The sequence below is a fragment of the Buttiauxella massiliensis genome (assembly GCF_902500225.1).
Taxonomy (GTDB): domain Bacteria; phylum Pseudomonadota; class Gammaproteobacteria; order Enterobacterales; family Enterobacteriaceae; genus Buttiauxella; species Buttiauxella massiliensis.
The window spans coordinates 176,715-193,346 of the sequence record NZ_LR722648.1 but is presented as its reverse complement, the minus strand read 5'-3'; the positions used below and the strand labels follow the sequence as shown (position 1 = coordinate 193,346).

Here is a 16,632-nt window from a genome sequence, read left to right as displayed (position 1 = left end):
TACCTCAGACTGCCTGCAACAAGGAGGCACTGTGAGGAATCTTATCGGGCTATGTTGTAGTGCAATTATTGGTACCCTACCTCTGCTGTGGTTGCCCACTATTCCAGGGTGGCCAGTCATTGCAATATTGTTCATGGCTGCCCTGGGTGTAGCACTCATTCGTCATCCATTGGCACGTTATTTTGCGTTGAGCATACTTTGTTGCTGCTGGGCCTTATTTTCTGCTAGAGAAATCTTGATCCCCGTTGAGGAATGGACGGGTAAACCTGTTGTTGTTGAAGCCGTCATTAATCGTAGTGATGGCAAGCAAGATCATGAAATGCAGATAATTTCAGTTGCAGGGAGAATGGTTTTTCCAGCTTTAGGTATCAGGAGCCAGAGTAGTTATTTGCCAGAAAGTGTCTGTGCAGGGCAACGCTGGCGCATGAAAGTATATCTTCGCCCTGTGCATGGGCAACTCAACGAAGGAGGCTTCGATAGCCAGCGTTATGCTCTTGCGCAGCACCAACCTTTAAGGGCGCGGATTATTTCAGCTCTTCGTATTACACAGCAGTGTGGCTTACGTGCCTGGTGGTTGTCTGCCGTTGAAACTGCAACCCAGGCGTTACCCTATCAAGGCGTTATTCTTGCACTGGCATTTGGTGAACGTTATGGGATGAGTGACGAGCAAAAAAATATGCTTCGCCAAAGTGGAACTGCACATCTGATGGCTATTTCCGGGATGCATATTTCATTGGCAGCGATGATTGGCTGGTTAATCGCTCGTTTACTGCAATTGGCTCTTCCCGCCCACAGAATTTATTTCCGAATGCCATTATTCGCAAGTGTACTTGCCGCTGGGATTTATACTTGGCTCGCGGGAGGAAATCCTCCGGCAGTGAGAGCATTGATTGGCGTTGTTATCTGGCTGTTTTTGCGGTTACACGGCCGGAATTGGTCGGGTTGGGAGGTTTGGCTTTGTTGCATTACCTGTATCCTGATTTATGATCCTTTGACTGTTTTATCGGACAGTTTTTGGTTATCCGCACTAGCTGTTGCGGCACTTATTTTCTGGTATCAGTGGATGCCGCTCCCTCGATATATCGCAACTGCTAAGTGGTTGTATCGTTACCCGTTAGCGCTAATACATTTGCAAATTGGCATTATGATTTTGTTGTTGCCACCACAAATTTTTATCTTTCATGGCATCAGTGTCAGCGCCTTGCTTGCGAACTTGGTGGCAGTGCCGCTCATTTCATTTGTTGTGGTTCCTCTACTTTTGGCGGGACTGGTATTTACGTTGGTTCCGTGGCTTGGAGAATATCTCTGGTGGAGTGTCGACCGTTCGCTGGCTCTTCTTTTTACCGCGCTATCTTTATTGCCCGATGGTTGGCTAGAGGTCGATAAGCGTTTTCAGGCTCTGAGCTTAAGTGGTTGGCTCGCAGTTATTATCCATCGTTTATCGCTGTGGCGTAGTTCATGTCTATCAGTGATTGTTCTGGCGTTGTCTTTATTCACCTCGGCAATACGGGCTGAGAAGAGAGACAATTCATGGCAAGTGAACATGCTGGATATTGGGCACGGATTGGCGATAGCCATTGTCCGCCATGGGAAAGTCTTTCTTTATGATGCAGGGAATGCCTGGCCTGGCGGCGATGCTGCTCAACAAGTGATTATCCCGTGGCTGCGTTGGCACCATTTATCTCCCGAGCAAGCGATCATCAGCCATGAGCATCTGGATCACCGTGGCGGTTTGCTTAGTTTGCAAAGGGAATGGCCAGCACTAAAAATTCGCAGCCCATTGCGCTGGGAAGGACATCACTCATGTTTTCAAGGGGACCAGTGGCAATGGCAGGGTTTGCAATTTACCGTACAGTGGCCTCCCGCACAGCCGCTGATGAAAGGTAATAACGGCTCATGTGTTGTGATGGTCAGTGACGGTAACGTTCGTATTTTATTAACCGGAGATGTGGAAGCTCAAGCGGAATTAGCTATGCTGAAGAGGCGATGGGGTACCTTACATGCTGATATTATTCAGGTCCCTCATCATGGTAGCCGTACATCTTCGAGTGCACCTTTGTTACGTGCCGTCGCTGGAAGTGCTGCGTTATCTTCTTCATCGCGCTATAACGCCTGGCATTTGCCCTCCGCAAAAGTAGTTCAACGCTACCAGTCGCAGGGGTACAAATGGTATGACACCGCGCAATCGGGCCAACTCACTATCGACATAAATAGTGATAAATGGCAAATCAATAGCTTCAGAGCACAAATTTCACCCCGTTGGTATCATCAGTGGTTTGGTGTATCTCGGGATAATGGGTAGAATATGCGGCTATTTCATCAAATGCTGGTTCGACTTAATGCAGAACGATAAAGATCTCTCCACATTGCAGACCTTCCGCCGTCTATGGCCGATGATTGCGCCTTTTAAAGCTGGTCTGATCGTGGCTGGGATTGCGTTAATCCTCAACGCAGCCAGCGATACGTTTATGTTATCGCTGCTCAAACCGTTACTGGATGATGGTTTTGGTAAAACGGATAAATCCGTTTTGTTATGGATGCCACTGGTTGTCATCGGGCTTATGGTGATGCGCGGTATCACAAGCTATGTCTCAAGCTACTGCATTTCCTGGGTTTCAGGGCAGGTAGTAATGAACATGCGTCGTCGCTTGTTCAGCCATATGATGGGAATGCCAGTTTCGTTTTTTGATCAACAGTCCACAGGTACACTGCTTTCGCGCATTACCTATGACTCTGAACAAGTTGCATCATCCTCATCTAGTGCTCTGATAACGGTTGTACGTGAAGGTGCCTCCATCATTGGCCTGTTTGTGCTGATGTTCTGGTATAGCTGGCAGCTTTCGCTGATTCTGATAGTTCTGGCACCTATCGTTTCCTTTGCGATTCGCATGGTTTCTAAACGTTTCCGTAACATCAGCAAAAATATGCAGAACACCATGGGGCAGGTAACGACCAGTGCTGAGCAGATGCTGAAAGGTCACAAAGAGGTGTTGATCTTTGGCGGCCAGGAAGTGGAAACCGAGCGCTTCAACAAAGTCAGTAACCGTATGCGTCGCCAGGGTATGAAACTAGTATCGGCCTCGTCTATTTCTGACCCGATTATCCAGCTCATTGCCTCTCTGGCGTTGGCCTTCGTAATTTACGCGGCAAGCTTCCCGAGTGTTATGGAAACGTTGACCGCTGGTACCATCACCGTTGTGTTCTCTTCCATGATTGCACTGATGCGCCCACTGAAATCGCTGACTAACGTCAATGCTCAGTTCCAGCGCGGTATGGCGGCATGTCAGACTCTTTTCTCTATCTTGGATTCAGAGCAAGAGAAAGACGAAGGAACTCGCGTAATTGATCGTGCTAAAGGGGATGTTGAATTCCGTGACGTGACCTTTACCTATCCTGGCCGCGAAATACCTGCTCTGCGTAAAATCGACCTGACCATTCCTGCTGGCAAAACAGTGGCATTGGTAGGACGTTCCGGCTCTGGTAAATCAACGATCGCCAGTCTGATGACGCGTTTTTACGATATTCAAGAAGGTAGCATTACCATTGATGGCGTAGATATTCGTGAATACACTTTATCTTCTCTGCGTAATCAGGTTGCTCTCGTTTCGCAAAACGTCCACTTGTTCAACGACACGATTGCCAACAACATTGCTTACGCGCGTACTGAACAGTATAGCCGTAGCGATATCGAGAATGCCGCGCGCATGGCCTACGCCATGGACTTCATCAATAAGATGGAAAACGGCCTCGATACAATCATCGGTGAAAATGGCGTGCTTCTTTCAGGTGGTCAGCGCCAGCGTATTGCCATCGCTCGCGCGTTATTGCGTGACAGCCCAATCCTGATTCTGGATGAAGCGACATCTGCGTTGGATACGGAATCAGAACGTGCCATTCAGGCGGCACTTGATGAACTTCAGAAAAACCGTACTTCGCTGGTAATTGCTCACCGCTTATCAACCATTGAACAGGCGGATGAAATCGTGGTTGTTGAAGATGGCCGTATCGTGGAACGTGGCCCACACGCAGAACTGATTGAGCATCGCGGTGTTTACGCGCAACTGCACAGGATGCAATTCGGCCAATGATAGAACGCATTTGGTCGGGGAAATCTCCTCTCTACCTTTTGCTCTTACCGCTCTCCTGGCTTTATGGCCTGGTGAGCGGTGCTATTCGTCTTAGCTATCGGTTAGGCTTTAAAAAAACCTGGCGTGCGCCTGTCCCTGTTGTCGTTGTCGGGAATCTGACCGCAGGTGGTAATGGTAAAACACCGGTGGTGATTTGGCTGGTTGAACAGTTGCAGCAGTGCGGCATTCGTGTTGGTGTTGTTTCTCGTGGTTACGGCGGAAAATCTGAGCATTATCCGCTGTTGCTTGATCAGTACACAACGACGTTGCAGGCAGGCGATGAACCCGTCCTTATTTATCAACGCACTGGTGCTGCTGTAGCGGTTGCCCCCCGTCGAAGTGATGCTGTGCAAATGCTGGTGGAGAAAGTACAACCGCAGCTGATTATCACCGACGATGGTTTGCAGCATTACGCCCTTGGGCGTGATAAAGAAATTGTGGTTGTTGATGGTGTCAGGCGGTTCGGTAACGGCTGGTGGCTTCCTGCCGGGCCAATGCGTGAACGTACAGGGCGGCTGAAATCGGTTGATGCCGTCATTACCAACGGTGGTGATGCCCAGTCCGGCGAAATTGCCATGACGCTACGGCCGGGTGATGCGGTAAATTTATTAACCGGTGAACACCAGCCTGTGCACTCGTTGCAAAACGTGGTTGCTATGGCAGGAATTGGCCACCCCCCCCGTTTTTTTGCTACTTTGCAGCAATGTGGCGTAACTCCAGTTAATACGGTTAGCCTCGCAGACCATCAGGCTCTGAGTGAAAGTGATGTGGTTAAATTAGTCCAGCCGGGGCAAAACCTACTGATGACTGAAAAAGATGCCGTTAAATGCCGTGTTTTCGTTACAGAGCACGATAACTGGTGGTATTTGCCGGTTGATGCGCACCTTGCCCAGCCTCAGGCCGACGAATTATTGCAATCACTATTGGCGCTGGTGCGATAAGAGTTCATTTCCGCACCAGAATTCGAGTTTGCTGACGACAGGATCCCTTCATGTCCGTACCGCAACTGACTTTACGTGCAGCTCGTAACCTTCATCTTGCGGCGCAGGGCTTATTAGTAAAGCCTCGTCGCCGTGCTAGAGCCGCCGATGTTGTTGCCACCATCTCCCGTATGTCCCTTCTGCAAATTGATACCATCAATATTGTTGCGCGCAGCCCTTACCTGGTGCTGTTCAGCCGATTAGGCAGTTACCCACAAACCTGGCTTGATGATGCGCTGGTGAATGGTTATTTGATGGAGTATTGGGCGCATGAAGCCTGTTTTTTACCGAGAACAGATTTTTCGCTGATACGTCACCGCATGCTCAATCCTGAAAAAATGGGCTGGAAATACCGCGCGGAATGGATGGTGGAGCACGCCGATGAGATTGAAAAACTCTTAACGCACATCGAGAGCAACGGTCCGGTGCGCTCCGCTGATTTTGAACACACCCACAAAGGTTCCAGTGGCTGGTGGGAATGGAAACCACACAAGAAACATCTGGAAGGTCTATTCACTGCCGGGAAAGTAATGGTGATTGAGCGGCGCAACTTCCAACGAGTCTATGACCTGACTACACGCGTACTGCCGCACTGGAACGACGAGTTACATTTGATTCATCAGGCAGATGCTGAACAGCAAATGCTAGAAAACAGCGCACGTAGCCTTGGTATTTTTCGTACTGAATGGCTGGCCGATTATTATCGCCTGAAGAATGTCTCAATTAAGCCACTGCTAGCCCAATGGCAGGAAAAAGGCATCGTCATTTCTGTTAATGTCGAAAGTATTGGCGAGATGTGGTTGCATCGCGACCAATGGCCATTGCTGGAAAAGGCTGAGAAAAACACCTTGCGAGCGACCCACAGTGCGGTGCTATCACCGTTTGACCCTGTAGTCTGGGATCGTAAACGCGCTGAAGAGCTTTTTAACTTCTCTTATCGCCTGGAGTGTTATACCCCTGCTCAGAAACGTAAATACGGTTATTTCGTCCTGCCGTTGCTGCATCAAGGAGTTCTGATGGGAAGAATGGACGCCAAAATGCATCGCAAGAGTGACGAGCTGGAAATTATCAGCTTGTATCTTGAAGAAGGTGTTAAGTCTGGTATCTCGTTGATTAATGGCCTGCATACGGCCATAACCGATTTTGCTCACTGGCAGGGTGCAACCTTGATTCGGCTCGGGAATATTCCCGCCACGTTAGCGGCATCATGGGGTGAAGGCTGGGAAATTAGCCCGGAGAGCGAGTAAGTTATGTTATTCTGCTGCCTTTGATGGCAGCCATTCTGGAGTAACCATGGATCATCGATTACTTGAAATCATTGCTTGTCCGGTTTGTAACGGCAAGCTCTACTTTAATCAGGAAAAGCAGGAGCTTATCTGCAAACCTGATCATCTGGCGTTTCCTCTGCGCGATGGTATTCCGGTGCTGCTGGAGACTGAAGCTCGAGTTCTGACTTCTGACGAGAAAAATCCATGAGTTTTGTGGCAATAATTCCTGCCCGCTATGCCTCTACACGCTTACCGGGTAAACCGCTTAAAGATATCAATGGCAAACCGATGGTCGTTCACGTTATGGAACGTGCTCGCGAATCGGGTGCTGAGCGTATCATTGTGGCAACCGATCATGAGGACGTGGCTCGTGCCGTGGAGGCAGCGGGCGGCGAAGTTTGTATGACTCGTGCTGATCATCAGTCTGGCACCGAGCGTCTTGCTGAAGTTATTGAAAAATGTGGTTTTAGCGATGACACCGTGATTGTGAATGTGCAGGGCGATGAGCCAATGATCCCACCGGCGATCATTAGCCAGGTTGCCAGCAATCTTGCGAACAGTCAGGCGGGTATGGCAACGCTTGCTGTGCCAATCGACTCCGCTGAAGAAGCGTTTAACCCGAATGCAGTAAAAGTGGTGATGGATGCGCAGGGCTACGCGCTCTATTTCTCTCGTGCGACCATTCCATGGGACAGAGACCGCTTTGCACAATCGCGTGAACAGATCGGTGATTCCCTTTTACGCCACATCGGTATCTACGGCTACCGCGCAGGTTTCATCCGCCGCTACGTGACTTGGGAGCCAAGCCAGCTTGAGCAAATCGAAATGCTCGAACAGCTGCGCGTACTGTGGAATGGTGAAAAAATCCATGTTGCGGTTGCGAAAGAAGTCCCGAGTATTGGTGTTGATACGCCAGAAGATTTAGAACGTGTACGACAAGCGATGATTTAATCTGCAGGTATCAATGCTTAGAAAAAAACCGGTGCTTAGCGCCGGTTTTTTATTATCTGAAGGCATATTGATCTGAGAGTGATGACATCCTGCGCCAGCAAGCTCATTATAAAAACACCAGTGTTGCAAGGGGTAATGAGTCATGGAGTTGCTACGCAAGGAATTGAGTCATCTGCTGGGTGAAAAACTAAGCCGGATTGAATGTATCAATGAACAGCCAAATAGCACCTTGTGGTCGCTGTATGACAGTGACGGCAATGCGATGTCATTGCTGGCGAAAAGTTTTAGTACTCCGGGTCTCGCAGCTCAGCTAGCCTGGAAAATGTCTATGCTAGCGCGTTCCGGAACGGTTCGCATGCCTGTGGTTTACGGCGTGGTGACTCATGACGAGACGCCGGGGCCAGATGTGTTGTTGATGGAGCGTCTACGGGGTGTTCCTGTTGAAGCGCCAACTCGCACACCCGATCGTTGGGAGCATCTAAAAGATCAAATTGTTGAAGGGCTTCTCGCCTGGCATCGCGTCGATAGCCGTGGGTGTGTCGGTAACGTCGACAGCACACAAGAAAATATCTGGCCTTCATGGTATCGGCAGCATGTTGAAACACTGTGGGCAACCGTCAATCAATACCCTAATAATGGCCTGACGATGCAAGACAGGCGCATTTTGTTCCGCACCCGTGAATGTTTGCCACGTTTATTCGAAGACTTTAACGACAACTGTGTACTGGTACATGGCAACTTTACGCTTAGCAGTATGTTAAAAGATGGGCGCAGCGATCAGCTTCTGGCGATGGTCAATCCTGGAATCACACTTTGGGCGCCGCGTGAATATGAAATATTTCGTTTGTTTGAGCCCGGCCAGTCAGAAAACCTGCTGTGGCATTATTTACAACGAGCTCCGGTTGCGGAGTCATTTCTGTGGCGACGTTGGTTGTATATTCTGTGGGATGGCGTAGCGCAATTACTACAGACGGGCCGACTTAATCGACCCGCCTTCGATATGGCTGCGAAAAACTTACTTCCCTGGATCGCCTGACGGCCCTTTCAACCACTGCCAGATGCGGCCAAGGGTTTCGTAGCCAACACGGTCGCTATGCATTAACCAAATTGGCGATGGAATTATGCGCTCCCAAGGATTTAGCGGTGATTCGATTGCCAGTTGGTTAGCTGGTGCTGGAATAGGGTGCAAACCGGCATTGCGGAAGAAAATCATCGCCCTTGGCAGATGGGAAGCTGAAGTCACCAATAAGAATGGTTGCTGGCCAATCGTTTTTGCCACCGCAGCGGCTTCTTCTTCAGTATCTTTTGGTTCATCAAGGGTAATTATTTGCGAGCGCGGTACACCTAAACTTTCGGCAACTCGCGCACCCGCTTCAGCGGTACTCACCGGATTGGTCATTGCTCTGGCGCCCGTGAAGATCATTTTTGCACCAGGATTTGCCTGCCATAAGCGCACCCCTTCCGCCAGGCGCGGCAAACTATTGCTGATAAGATTGGAACTTGGTGCCCATTCTGGGTTCCATGTATAGCCGCCGCCGAGTACCACGATATAATCGACTTTTTCGCTACCGCGCCACGTTGGGTAAGTATCCTCGATGGGCTTGAGCATTTTATCGGCCACCGGTTGTAGGCTAATCAGCAGCAAAACTAACCAGCTCACACTTAATAGCGTTTTGGCGCTTTTTTGCCAACGAGTGAACCACAACAAGCAAAGTGCCGCCCCCATCATCAATAATAAAAAAGGGAGGGGCAGCAGTAGCCCGCCGATAAATTTTTTCAGGATAAAAAGCATGAATTATGGGTCCTTTTTAGCCATATAGTAGGCAAACGCTGGTGATATTACACCAGACGGGTTCATTCCTGGCGCAGCTGTGCCAAAATACCTGCTTTCTCGTATGAACCCTTTTCCCCCATGGAGCCGTGCCCGTGCGTGACCGCAATTTTGATGATATTGCTGAGAAGTTCTCACGCAATATTTACGGTACAACCAAAGGACAGCTCCGCCAGGCCATCTTATGGCAAGACCTTGATGCTTTGCTGGCAACTATGCCTGAAAAAATCCGCGTTCTGGATGCGGGTGGTGGCGAAGGGCAAACTGCGTGTGGTCTTGCTGAGCGGGGCCATGAAGTTCTGCTTTGTGATGTTTCTGCCCAGATGATTTCTCGTGCTCAAGCTCAGGCTGATGAGAAAGGTGTGAGCGGCAACATGCATTTCGTACATTCCTCCGCTCAGGATATTGGCCAACATTTGGAAAAACCGGTTGATCTGATATTGTTTCACGCGGTGCTGGAATGGGTCGTAGATCCGCAAGCCGTACTCAAAACATTATGGGATTGCCTTGCACCCGGCGGTGCATTATCCCTGATGTTCTACAATGCTAACGGCTTGCTGATGCGAAACATGTTTGTCGGCAACTTTGAATATGTTCTTCAGGGTATGAAAAAGAACAAACGGAAAACGCTTTCGCCTGACAATCCGCTACAGCCAGAACAGGTCTATCACTGGCTGGAGCAAATTGGCTGGCAGATTACCGGTAAAACCGGTGTGCGAGTATTTCACGATTACTTGCGTGATAAGCATAAACAACACGATGGTTTTGAGAATTTGCTTGAACTGGAAACGCGTTATTGCCGCCAGGAACCTTTTGTTAGCCTCGGCCGCTATATCCACGTGACAGCAATCAAGCCGCTTGAGCCAAGGAAAAATTATGAGTGATGTTTCCCAGACAGTGCCGGAGCTGGTTGCCTGGGCCAGGAAAAATGACTACTCGATTTCGCTGCCTACAGAGCGTCTGACGTTTCTGTTGGCGATCGCGACCTTAAACGGTGAGCGGCTAGATGGCGAAATGAGTGAAGGCGAGCTGATTGACGCTTTCCGTTACGTGAGCGAAGGCTTTGATCAAACTAGCGAAACAATTAACGTTCGTGCCAATAACGCCATCAATGACATGGTGCGCCAGCGTTTGATCAACCGTTTCGTCAGTGAAATTAATGAAGGCAATGCAATTTATCGCCTGACGCCTCTCGGTATTGGCATTACCGATTACTACATTCGCCAACGTGAGTTTTCAACGCTGCGTTTATCTATGCAGTTATCGATTGTCGCCGGTGAATTGAAGCGTGCAGCTGATTCAGCAGATGAAGGTGGGGATGAATTCCACTGGCATCGTAACGTGTTCGCGCCATTGAAATATTCCGTCGCCGAGATTTTTGACAGCATCGATCTCACGCAGCGCATCATGGATGAACACCAGCAACAGGTTAAAGATGATATTGCACAGTTGCTGAACAAAGACTGGCGTGCAGCCATCTCCAGTTGTGAAATGCTGCTGTCCGAAACATCGGGTACGTTACGTGAGTTGCAGGACACCCTGGAAGCTGCGGGTGATAAATTGCAGGCAAATTTATTGCGTATTCAGGATTCGATTCTGGGGCGCGACGATTTGCACTTTGTTGACCGTCTGGTGTTTGATCTGCAAAGCAAACTCGACCGCATCGTCAGTTGGGGCCAGCAGGCTATCGACCTGTGGATTGGCTATGACCGCCATGTTCATAAATTCATTCGTACCGCCATTGATATGGATAAAAACCGCGTCTTTGCGCAACGCCTGCGTGTGTCGGTTCAAAACTATTTCGATGCGCCATGGGCTCTGACCTACGCTAACGCCGATCGTCTACTGGATATGCGCGATGAAGAAATGACGTTGCGTGACGATGAAGTTATGGGCGAACTGCCAAGCGATCTGGAATTTGAAGAGTTCAATGAAATTCGTGAACAACTCGCCGCAATGATCGAAGCTGCACTTCAGGTCTACAAAACCAGACAAGTGCCACTAGATTTGGGCGTTGTCATGCGGGACTATCTGGCGCAATACCCACGCGCACGCCATTTTGATGTGGCGAGAATCGTAGTCGACCAGGCGGTACGTCTGGGTGTGGCTGAAGCAGACTTTACTGGCTTGCCGCCACAGTGGCAGGCAATTAACGATTACGGAGCCAAGGTACAGGCGCATGTCATCAACAAATATTGAAAAAGTGATGCCAGTAAAACTGGCACAGGCGTTGGCCAATCCGTTATTCCCAGCACTCGATAGCCAACTGCGCGCCGGTCGCCATGTTGGGCTCGATGAACTGGATAATCATGCTTATTTGATGGACTTCCAGGATGAACTGGAAGAGTTCTATACCCGTTATAACGTGGAGTTAATTCGCGCGCCTGAAGGTTTCTTCTATTTGCGCCCGCGCTCCACCACATTGATCCCGCGCTCAGTGCTGTCTGAGTTGGACATGATGGTGGGTAAAATTCTCTGTTACCTCTATCTCAGTCCAGAACGGTTGGCGAACGAAGGTATTTTCACACAGGCCGAGTTGTACGATGAACTGTTGACGCTTGCGGATGAAAGCAAGCTGCTTAAGCTTGTGAACAACCGTTCCACAGGCTCAGATCTCGACCGTCAAAAACTGCAAGAAAAAGTCCGCGCCTCGTTAACGCGTTTACGTCGTCTTGGCATGATCTGGTTTATGGGCCATGACAGCAGCAAATTCCGCATTACTGAATCAGTATTCCGCTTTGGTGCCGATGTACGTGCTGGCGACGATGCGCGTGAAGCGCAACTCCGCATGATCCGTGATGGTGAAGCGATGCCGGTAGAGACTCGTTTGCAACTCAATGATGAAACTGAAGAGTCGCAATTGGCTTCAGATAACGCGGAGGATGAACAGGAATGATTGAACGCGGTAAGTTTCGCTCACTAACGCTGATTAACTGGAACGGTTTCTTCGCGCGTACTTTTGATTTAGATGAACTGGTGACCACGCTTTCCGGCGGTAATGGTGCCGGTAAATCCACTACTATGGCGGCGTTCGTAACCGCGCTAATCCCGGACTTAACACTGTTGCACTTCCGTAACACCACCGAAGCGGGGGCCACATCAGGTTCACGTGACAAAGGTCTGCACGGCAAGTTAAAAGCGGGTGTCTGCTACTCCTTGCTCGATGTGGTTAACTCACGTAATCAGCGAGTTGTGGTCGGTGTGCGCCTGCAACAAGTGGCTGGCCGCGACCGTAAAGTCGATATCAAGCCGTTTGCGATTCAAGGTTTACCTTCTTCTATTCAGCCGACTCAGTTGCTGACGGAAACGCTAAACGAACGTCAGGCTCGCGTTCTGAGTCTGCAAGAACTGAAAGATAAAGTGGAAGCCATTGAAGGCGTTCAATTTAAACAGTTCAACTCGATTACTGATTACCACTCGCTGATGTTCGATTTGGGCATTGTTGCGCGTCGTCTGCGCAGTGCTTCCGACCGTAGTAAGTACTACCGTCTTATCGAAGCCTCGCTGTACGGCGGGATTTCCAGCGCCATTACTCGTTCACTGCGCGACTACCTGTTGCCAGAAAACGGCGGTGTGCGTAAAGCCTTCCAGGATATGGAAGCGGCTTTGCGTGAAAACCGAATGACGCTTGAAGCGATTCGCGTCACCCAGTCAGACCGTGACCTGTTTAAGCATTTGATTTCTGAAGCCACCAACTATGTGGCTGCGGACTACATGCGTCATGCCAATGAACGTCGTATCCACCTGGATAAAGCGCTCGAATTCCGTCGTGAACTATTGACCAGCCGCAAGCAACTTGCCGCAGAGCAATACAAACATGTCGAAATGGCTCGCGAGCTTGCAGAACACAGCGGTGCGGAAGGGGATCTGGAAACTGATTATCAGGCGGCCAGTGACCACCTGAACCTGGTACAAACGGCGATTCGCCAGCAGGAAAAAATCGAGCGCTATGAAGCTGATCTCGATGAACTGCAAATGCGCCTCGAAGAACAAAATGAAATTGTTGCCGAAGCCTCAGAGCAGCAAGAAGAGAACGAAGCCCGCGCGGAAGCTGCCGAGCTGGAAGTCGATGAGCTGAAAAGCCAGCTGGCCGACTACCAGCAAGCACTCGATGTACAACAGACACGTGCTATTCAATACCAGCAAGCGTTGCAAGCACTTGAGCGCGCGCGTGCGCTTTGTCACTTGCCAGATTTGACTGCTGAAAGCGCGGAAGAGTGGCTGGAAACCTTCCAGGTGAAAGAGCAGGAAACAACCGAAAAACTGCTGACACTTGAGCAGAAAATGAGTGTGGCACAAACAGCGCATAGCCAGTTTGAGCATGCTTATCAGCTAGTGACTGCTATCAATGGCCCGGTGAGCCGTAGTGAGGCCTGGAATGTAGCGCGTGAATTACTGCGTGACAGTAACAACCAGCGTCACCTGATGGAACAAGTTCAGCCGCTCAGAGCGCGCCTTAATGAACTTGAACAACGCCTGCGCGAACAGCAAGAAGCCGAGCGCATGTTTGCTGAGTTCTGTAAGCGCCAGGGCAAACACTTCGATCCTGAAGATTTGGAAGTGTTGCACGAAGAACTTTCTGAACGCATCGAGACATTGCAGCAACGCGTTTCTGATGCCAGTGACCAGCGTGCCAACTTGCGCCAGGAACAAGAGCAAATTCAGGCTCGTATTAAACGCCTGCAACAGCGCGCACCGATTTGGCTGGCAGCACAAACCAGCCTTACCCAGTTGTGCGAGCAGAGTCATGAGCAGTTTGAAAGCAGCCAGCAAGTTACGGAATACATGCAGCAACTGCTTGAGCGCGAGCGTGAAGTTACGGTTGAGCGTGATGAAGTGGGGGCGCGTAAACGTGCTATCGACGATGAAATTGAACGTCTTAGCCAACCTGGTGGCGCTGAAGACTCGCGTCTGAATGCCTTGGCTGAACGCTTTGGCGGCGTGTTGTTGTCAGAGATTTATGACGACATTAGCATCGATGACGCACCGTACTTCTCTGCGTTGTACGGCCCATCGCGTCATGCAATCGTGGTTCCAGATTTGTCACTGGTTCGTGATCAACTGGATAATCTCGAAGATTGCCCGGAAGATCTGTATCTGATTGAAGGGGACCCATCTTCCTTCGATGACAGCGTGTTTACCGTTGAAGAGCTTAATGCTGCCGTTCTGGTAAAAACTGCCGAGCGTCAGTGGCGTTATTCTCGTTTGCCGGTGTTGCCTCTGTTTGGCCGTGCAGCCCGTGAGAATCGTCTTGAAAATCTCCATGCTGAGCGTGAAACTCTGGCGGAGCGTTTCGCAACGCTGTCGTTTGATGTTCAGAAATCTCAGCGTTTACATCAGTCATTTAGCCGTTTCATCGGCCAGCATTTGGGCGTGGCGTTTGACGACGACCCTGAAGAAGAAATTCGACAGCTCAATACTCGCCGCGGCGAAGTTGAACGCGCTATCAACAGTCATGAAAATGACAACCAGCAGCAGCGTCAGCAATTTGAACAGGCTAAAGAGGGGGTTGATCAACTTAACCGCCTGTTGCCTCGCATCAGTTTGCTCAATGACGAAACGCTGGCCGATCGTTGTGATGAAATTCGTGAACGTCTGGACGAAGCAGATGAAGCCGCGCGTTTCCTCCATCAGTTCGGTAATCAGCTGGCTAAACTCGAAGCTGTGGCTTCGGTATTGCAAAGTGACCCTGAGCAGTTCGAACAGCTAAAAGAAGATTATCAGTACGCGCAACAAGTCCAGCGCGATGCGCGCCAACAGGCGTTCGCATTGACCGAAGTGGTGCAACGTCGTGCGCACTTTGGTTACTCTGACTCAGCCGCTATGCTTGATGGCAATAGCGATTTGAATGAAAAACTGCGTAACCGTCTGGAACATGCTGAAGCTGAACGTACCCGTTCCCGTGAGGCACTGCGTAGCCATGCGCAGCAACTGAGTCAGTTCAGCCAGTTAATGGCGTCGCTGAAAAGTTCGTTTGATACCAAAAAAGAGCTGTTAACCGACCTGCACAAAGAGTTAAGCGATATCGGTGTTCGTGCAGATCTGGGTGCAGAAGAGCGTGCGCGTGCGCGTCGTGATGAACTGCACACGGCATTGAGTAATAACCGTTCACGCCGTAATCAGCTCGAAAAAGCGCTGACCATGTGTGAAGCGGAAATGAGCAACCTGAACCGCAAGCTCAAGCAACTAGAGCGCAGCTATTTCGAAATGCGTGAGCATGTTGTCACCGCGAAAGCTGGCTGGTGTGCCGTGATGCGCATGGTGAAAGAAAACGGCGTAGAGCGTCGTTTGCATCGCCGCGAGTTGGCCTATGTCACCGGCGACGAGCTTCGTTCAATCTCGGATAAAGCGTTGGGTGCTTTGCGCCTTGCTGTTGCGGATAACGAACATCTGCGCGATGTGCTTCGCATGTCAGAAGATCCAAAACGACCAGAGCGCAAAATTCAGTTCTTTGTCGCGGTTTATCAGCATCTGCGCGAACGTATTCGTCAGGACATTATCCGTACCGATGATCCTGTCGAAGCTATCGAGCAGATGGAAATTGAGCTGAGCCGCCTGACGGAAGAGTTGACCTCTCGTGAGCAAAAATTGGCCATCAGTTCACGCAGTGCGGCGAACATCATTCGCAAGACGATTCAGCGCGAGCAGAATCGCATCCGCATGCTTAACCAAGGGTTGCAAAGCGTCTCCTTTGGCCAGGTAAACAGCGTGCGTTTAAATGTGAACGTTCGCGAAACGCATGCGACATTGCTGAATGTGCTTTCAGAACAACATGAGCAGCATCAGGATCTGTTTAATAGCAATCGCCTGAGCTTCTCGGAAGCATTAGCGAAACTGTATCAACGCCTGAATCCGCAAATTGATATGGGCCAGCGCACTCCACAAACTATTGGTGAGGAGCTGCTCGATTACCGCAACTACCTGGAAATGGAAGTTGAAGTAAACCGTGGTTCAGATGGCTGGTTGCGTGCGGAAAGTGGCGCATTATCGACCGGTGAAGCTATCGGTACCGGTATGTCAATTCTGGTGATGGTCGTTCAAAGCTGGGAAGAAGAGTCGCGTCGACTGCGTGGTAAAGATATCTCCCCATGTCGTTTACTGTTCCTCGATGAGGCGGCACGACTGGATGCTAAGTCAATTGCTACGCTGTTTGAGCTGTGTGAGAGACTTGAAATGCAACTGATCATTGCAGCGCCAGAGAACATCAGCCCAGAAAAAGGCACCACCTACAAGCTGGTACGTAAGGTTGTTCAGAACCATGAACACGTCCATGTTGTAGGACTCAGGGGCTTTGCACCACCGCTTCCTGAGCCGGTTGCCGGCACAATAGATGCGTCATAAAAATCGCGGGCTACGGCCCGCGTTTTCTTTTCTCAGAATTCTTAATCTTTAATTTTATTTACATTTATACGGGCAAATAATATTCGCTGTTTATATACTGATTATTAAAACCCAGCGACAAAAGCTGGGTGATG

12 protein-coding genes are annotated in these 16,632 nt (G+C 49.9%); 11 read left to right on the top strand and 1 reads right to left on the bottom strand.

Translation table 11 applies throughout. The features are described from left to right. The first annotated feature begins 31 nt into the window (after positions 1-31). The 7 genes from GC128_RS00905 to GC128_RS00875 all read left to right on the top strand — a co-directional run bounded on the left by GC128_RS00905 (position 32) and on the right by GC128_RS00875 (position 8,362). Entirely contained in the window at positions 32-2,302 is a 2,271-nt protein-coding gene (locus GC128_RS00905) for a ComEC family protein (RefSeq protein ID WP_151992713.1), read from the top strand. 37 nt (positions 2,303-2,339) lie between these two features. After that, positions 2,340-4,088 (top strand): lipid A ABC transporter ATP-binding protein/permease MsbA, encoded by a 1,749-nt coding sequence (gene msbA, locus GC128_RS00900; protein ID WP_151992712.1) that lies wholly within the window; start codon positions 2,340-2,342, stop codon positions 4,086-4,088. Next, positions 4,085-5,068: a tetraacyldisaccharide 4'-kinase gene (lpxK, locus tag GC128_RS00895; protein WP_151992711.1), complete on the top strand. Its 984-nt coding sequence runs from the start codon at positions 4,085-4,087 to the stop codon at positions 5,066-5,068. The genes msbA and lpxK overlap by 4 nt, the downstream gene beginning before the upstream one ends. 50 nt (positions 5,069-5,118) lie before the next feature. Next, positions 5,119-6,354, top strand: coding sequence for a winged helix-turn-helix domain-containing protein (locus GC128_RS00890; protein ID WP_151992710.1), 1,236 nt, complete (start codon positions 5,119-5,121; stop codon positions 6,352-6,354). A 46-nt stretch (positions 6,355-6,400) separates the two neighbouring features. Beyond that, positions 6,401-6,583 carry a protein YcaR gene (gene ycaR, locus GC128_RS00885; RefSeq protein WP_034456356.1) on the top strand — a complete coding sequence of 61 codons (183 nt, stop codon included), beginning with the start codon at positions 6,401-6,403 and terminating at the stop codon, positions 6,581-6,583. Then, positions 6,580-7,326: a 3-deoxy-manno-octulosonate cytidylyltransferase gene (gene kdsB, locus GC128_RS00880; RefSeq protein WP_064517535.1), complete on the top strand. Its 747-nt coding sequence runs from the start codon at positions 6,580-6,582 to the stop codon at positions 7,324-7,326. Before ycaR ends, kdsB begins: the two co-directional genes overlap by 4 nt. 142 nt (positions 7,327-7,468) lie before the next feature. After that, positions 7,469-8,362, top strand: coding sequence for a YcbJ family phosphotransferase (locus GC128_RS00875; protein WP_151992709.1), 894 nt, complete (start codon positions 7,469-7,471; stop codon positions 8,360-8,362). Here the strand turns inward: GC128_RS00875 and elyC are convergent. Next, positions 8,342-9,118, bottom strand: a complete 777-nt coding sequence (gene elyC, locus GC128_RS00870) for an envelope biogenesis factor ElyC (RefSeq protein WP_151992708.1) — start codon at positions 9,116-9,118, stop codon at positions 8,342-8,344. The two genes, GC128_RS00875 and elyC, sit on opposite strands and share 21 nt — an antisense overlap. A gap of 134 nt (positions 9,119-9,252) precedes the next feature. Between elyC and cmoM the strand changes: the two genes are divergently transcribed. The 4 genes from cmoM to mukB are packed head-to-tail and all read left to right on the top strand — an operon-like array spanning position 9,253 to position 16,498. Further along, positions 9,253-10,041: a tRNA uridine 5-oxyacetic acid(34) methyltransferase CmoM gene (cmoM, locus tag GC128_RS00865; RefSeq protein ID WP_151992707.1), complete on the top strand. Its 789-nt coding sequence runs from the start codon at positions 9,253-9,255 to the stop codon at positions 10,039-10,041. Continuing rightward, complete coding sequence (mukF, locus tag GC128_RS00860) at positions 10,034-11,356, top strand: chromosome partition protein MukF (RefSeq protein WP_064517543.1); 1,323 nt, start codon at positions 10,034-10,036, stop codon at positions 11,354-11,356. The genes cmoM and mukF overlap by 8 nt, the downstream gene beginning before the upstream one ends. Beyond that, positions 11,337-12,053 carry a chromosome partition protein MukE gene (gene mukE / locus GC128_RS00855; protein WP_034456346.1) on the top strand — a complete coding sequence of 239 codons (717 nt, stop codon included), beginning with the start codon at positions 11,337-11,339 and terminating at the stop codon, positions 12,051-12,053. The genes mukF and mukE overlap by 20 nt, the downstream gene beginning before the upstream one ends. Then, entirely contained in the window at positions 12,050-16,498 is a 4,449-nt protein-coding gene (gene mukB / locus GC128_RS00850; RefSeq protein WP_151992706.1) for a chromosome partition protein MukB, read from the top strand. Before mukE ends, mukB begins: the two co-directional genes overlap by 4 nt. Positions 16,499-16,632 lie beyond the last annotated feature (134 nt).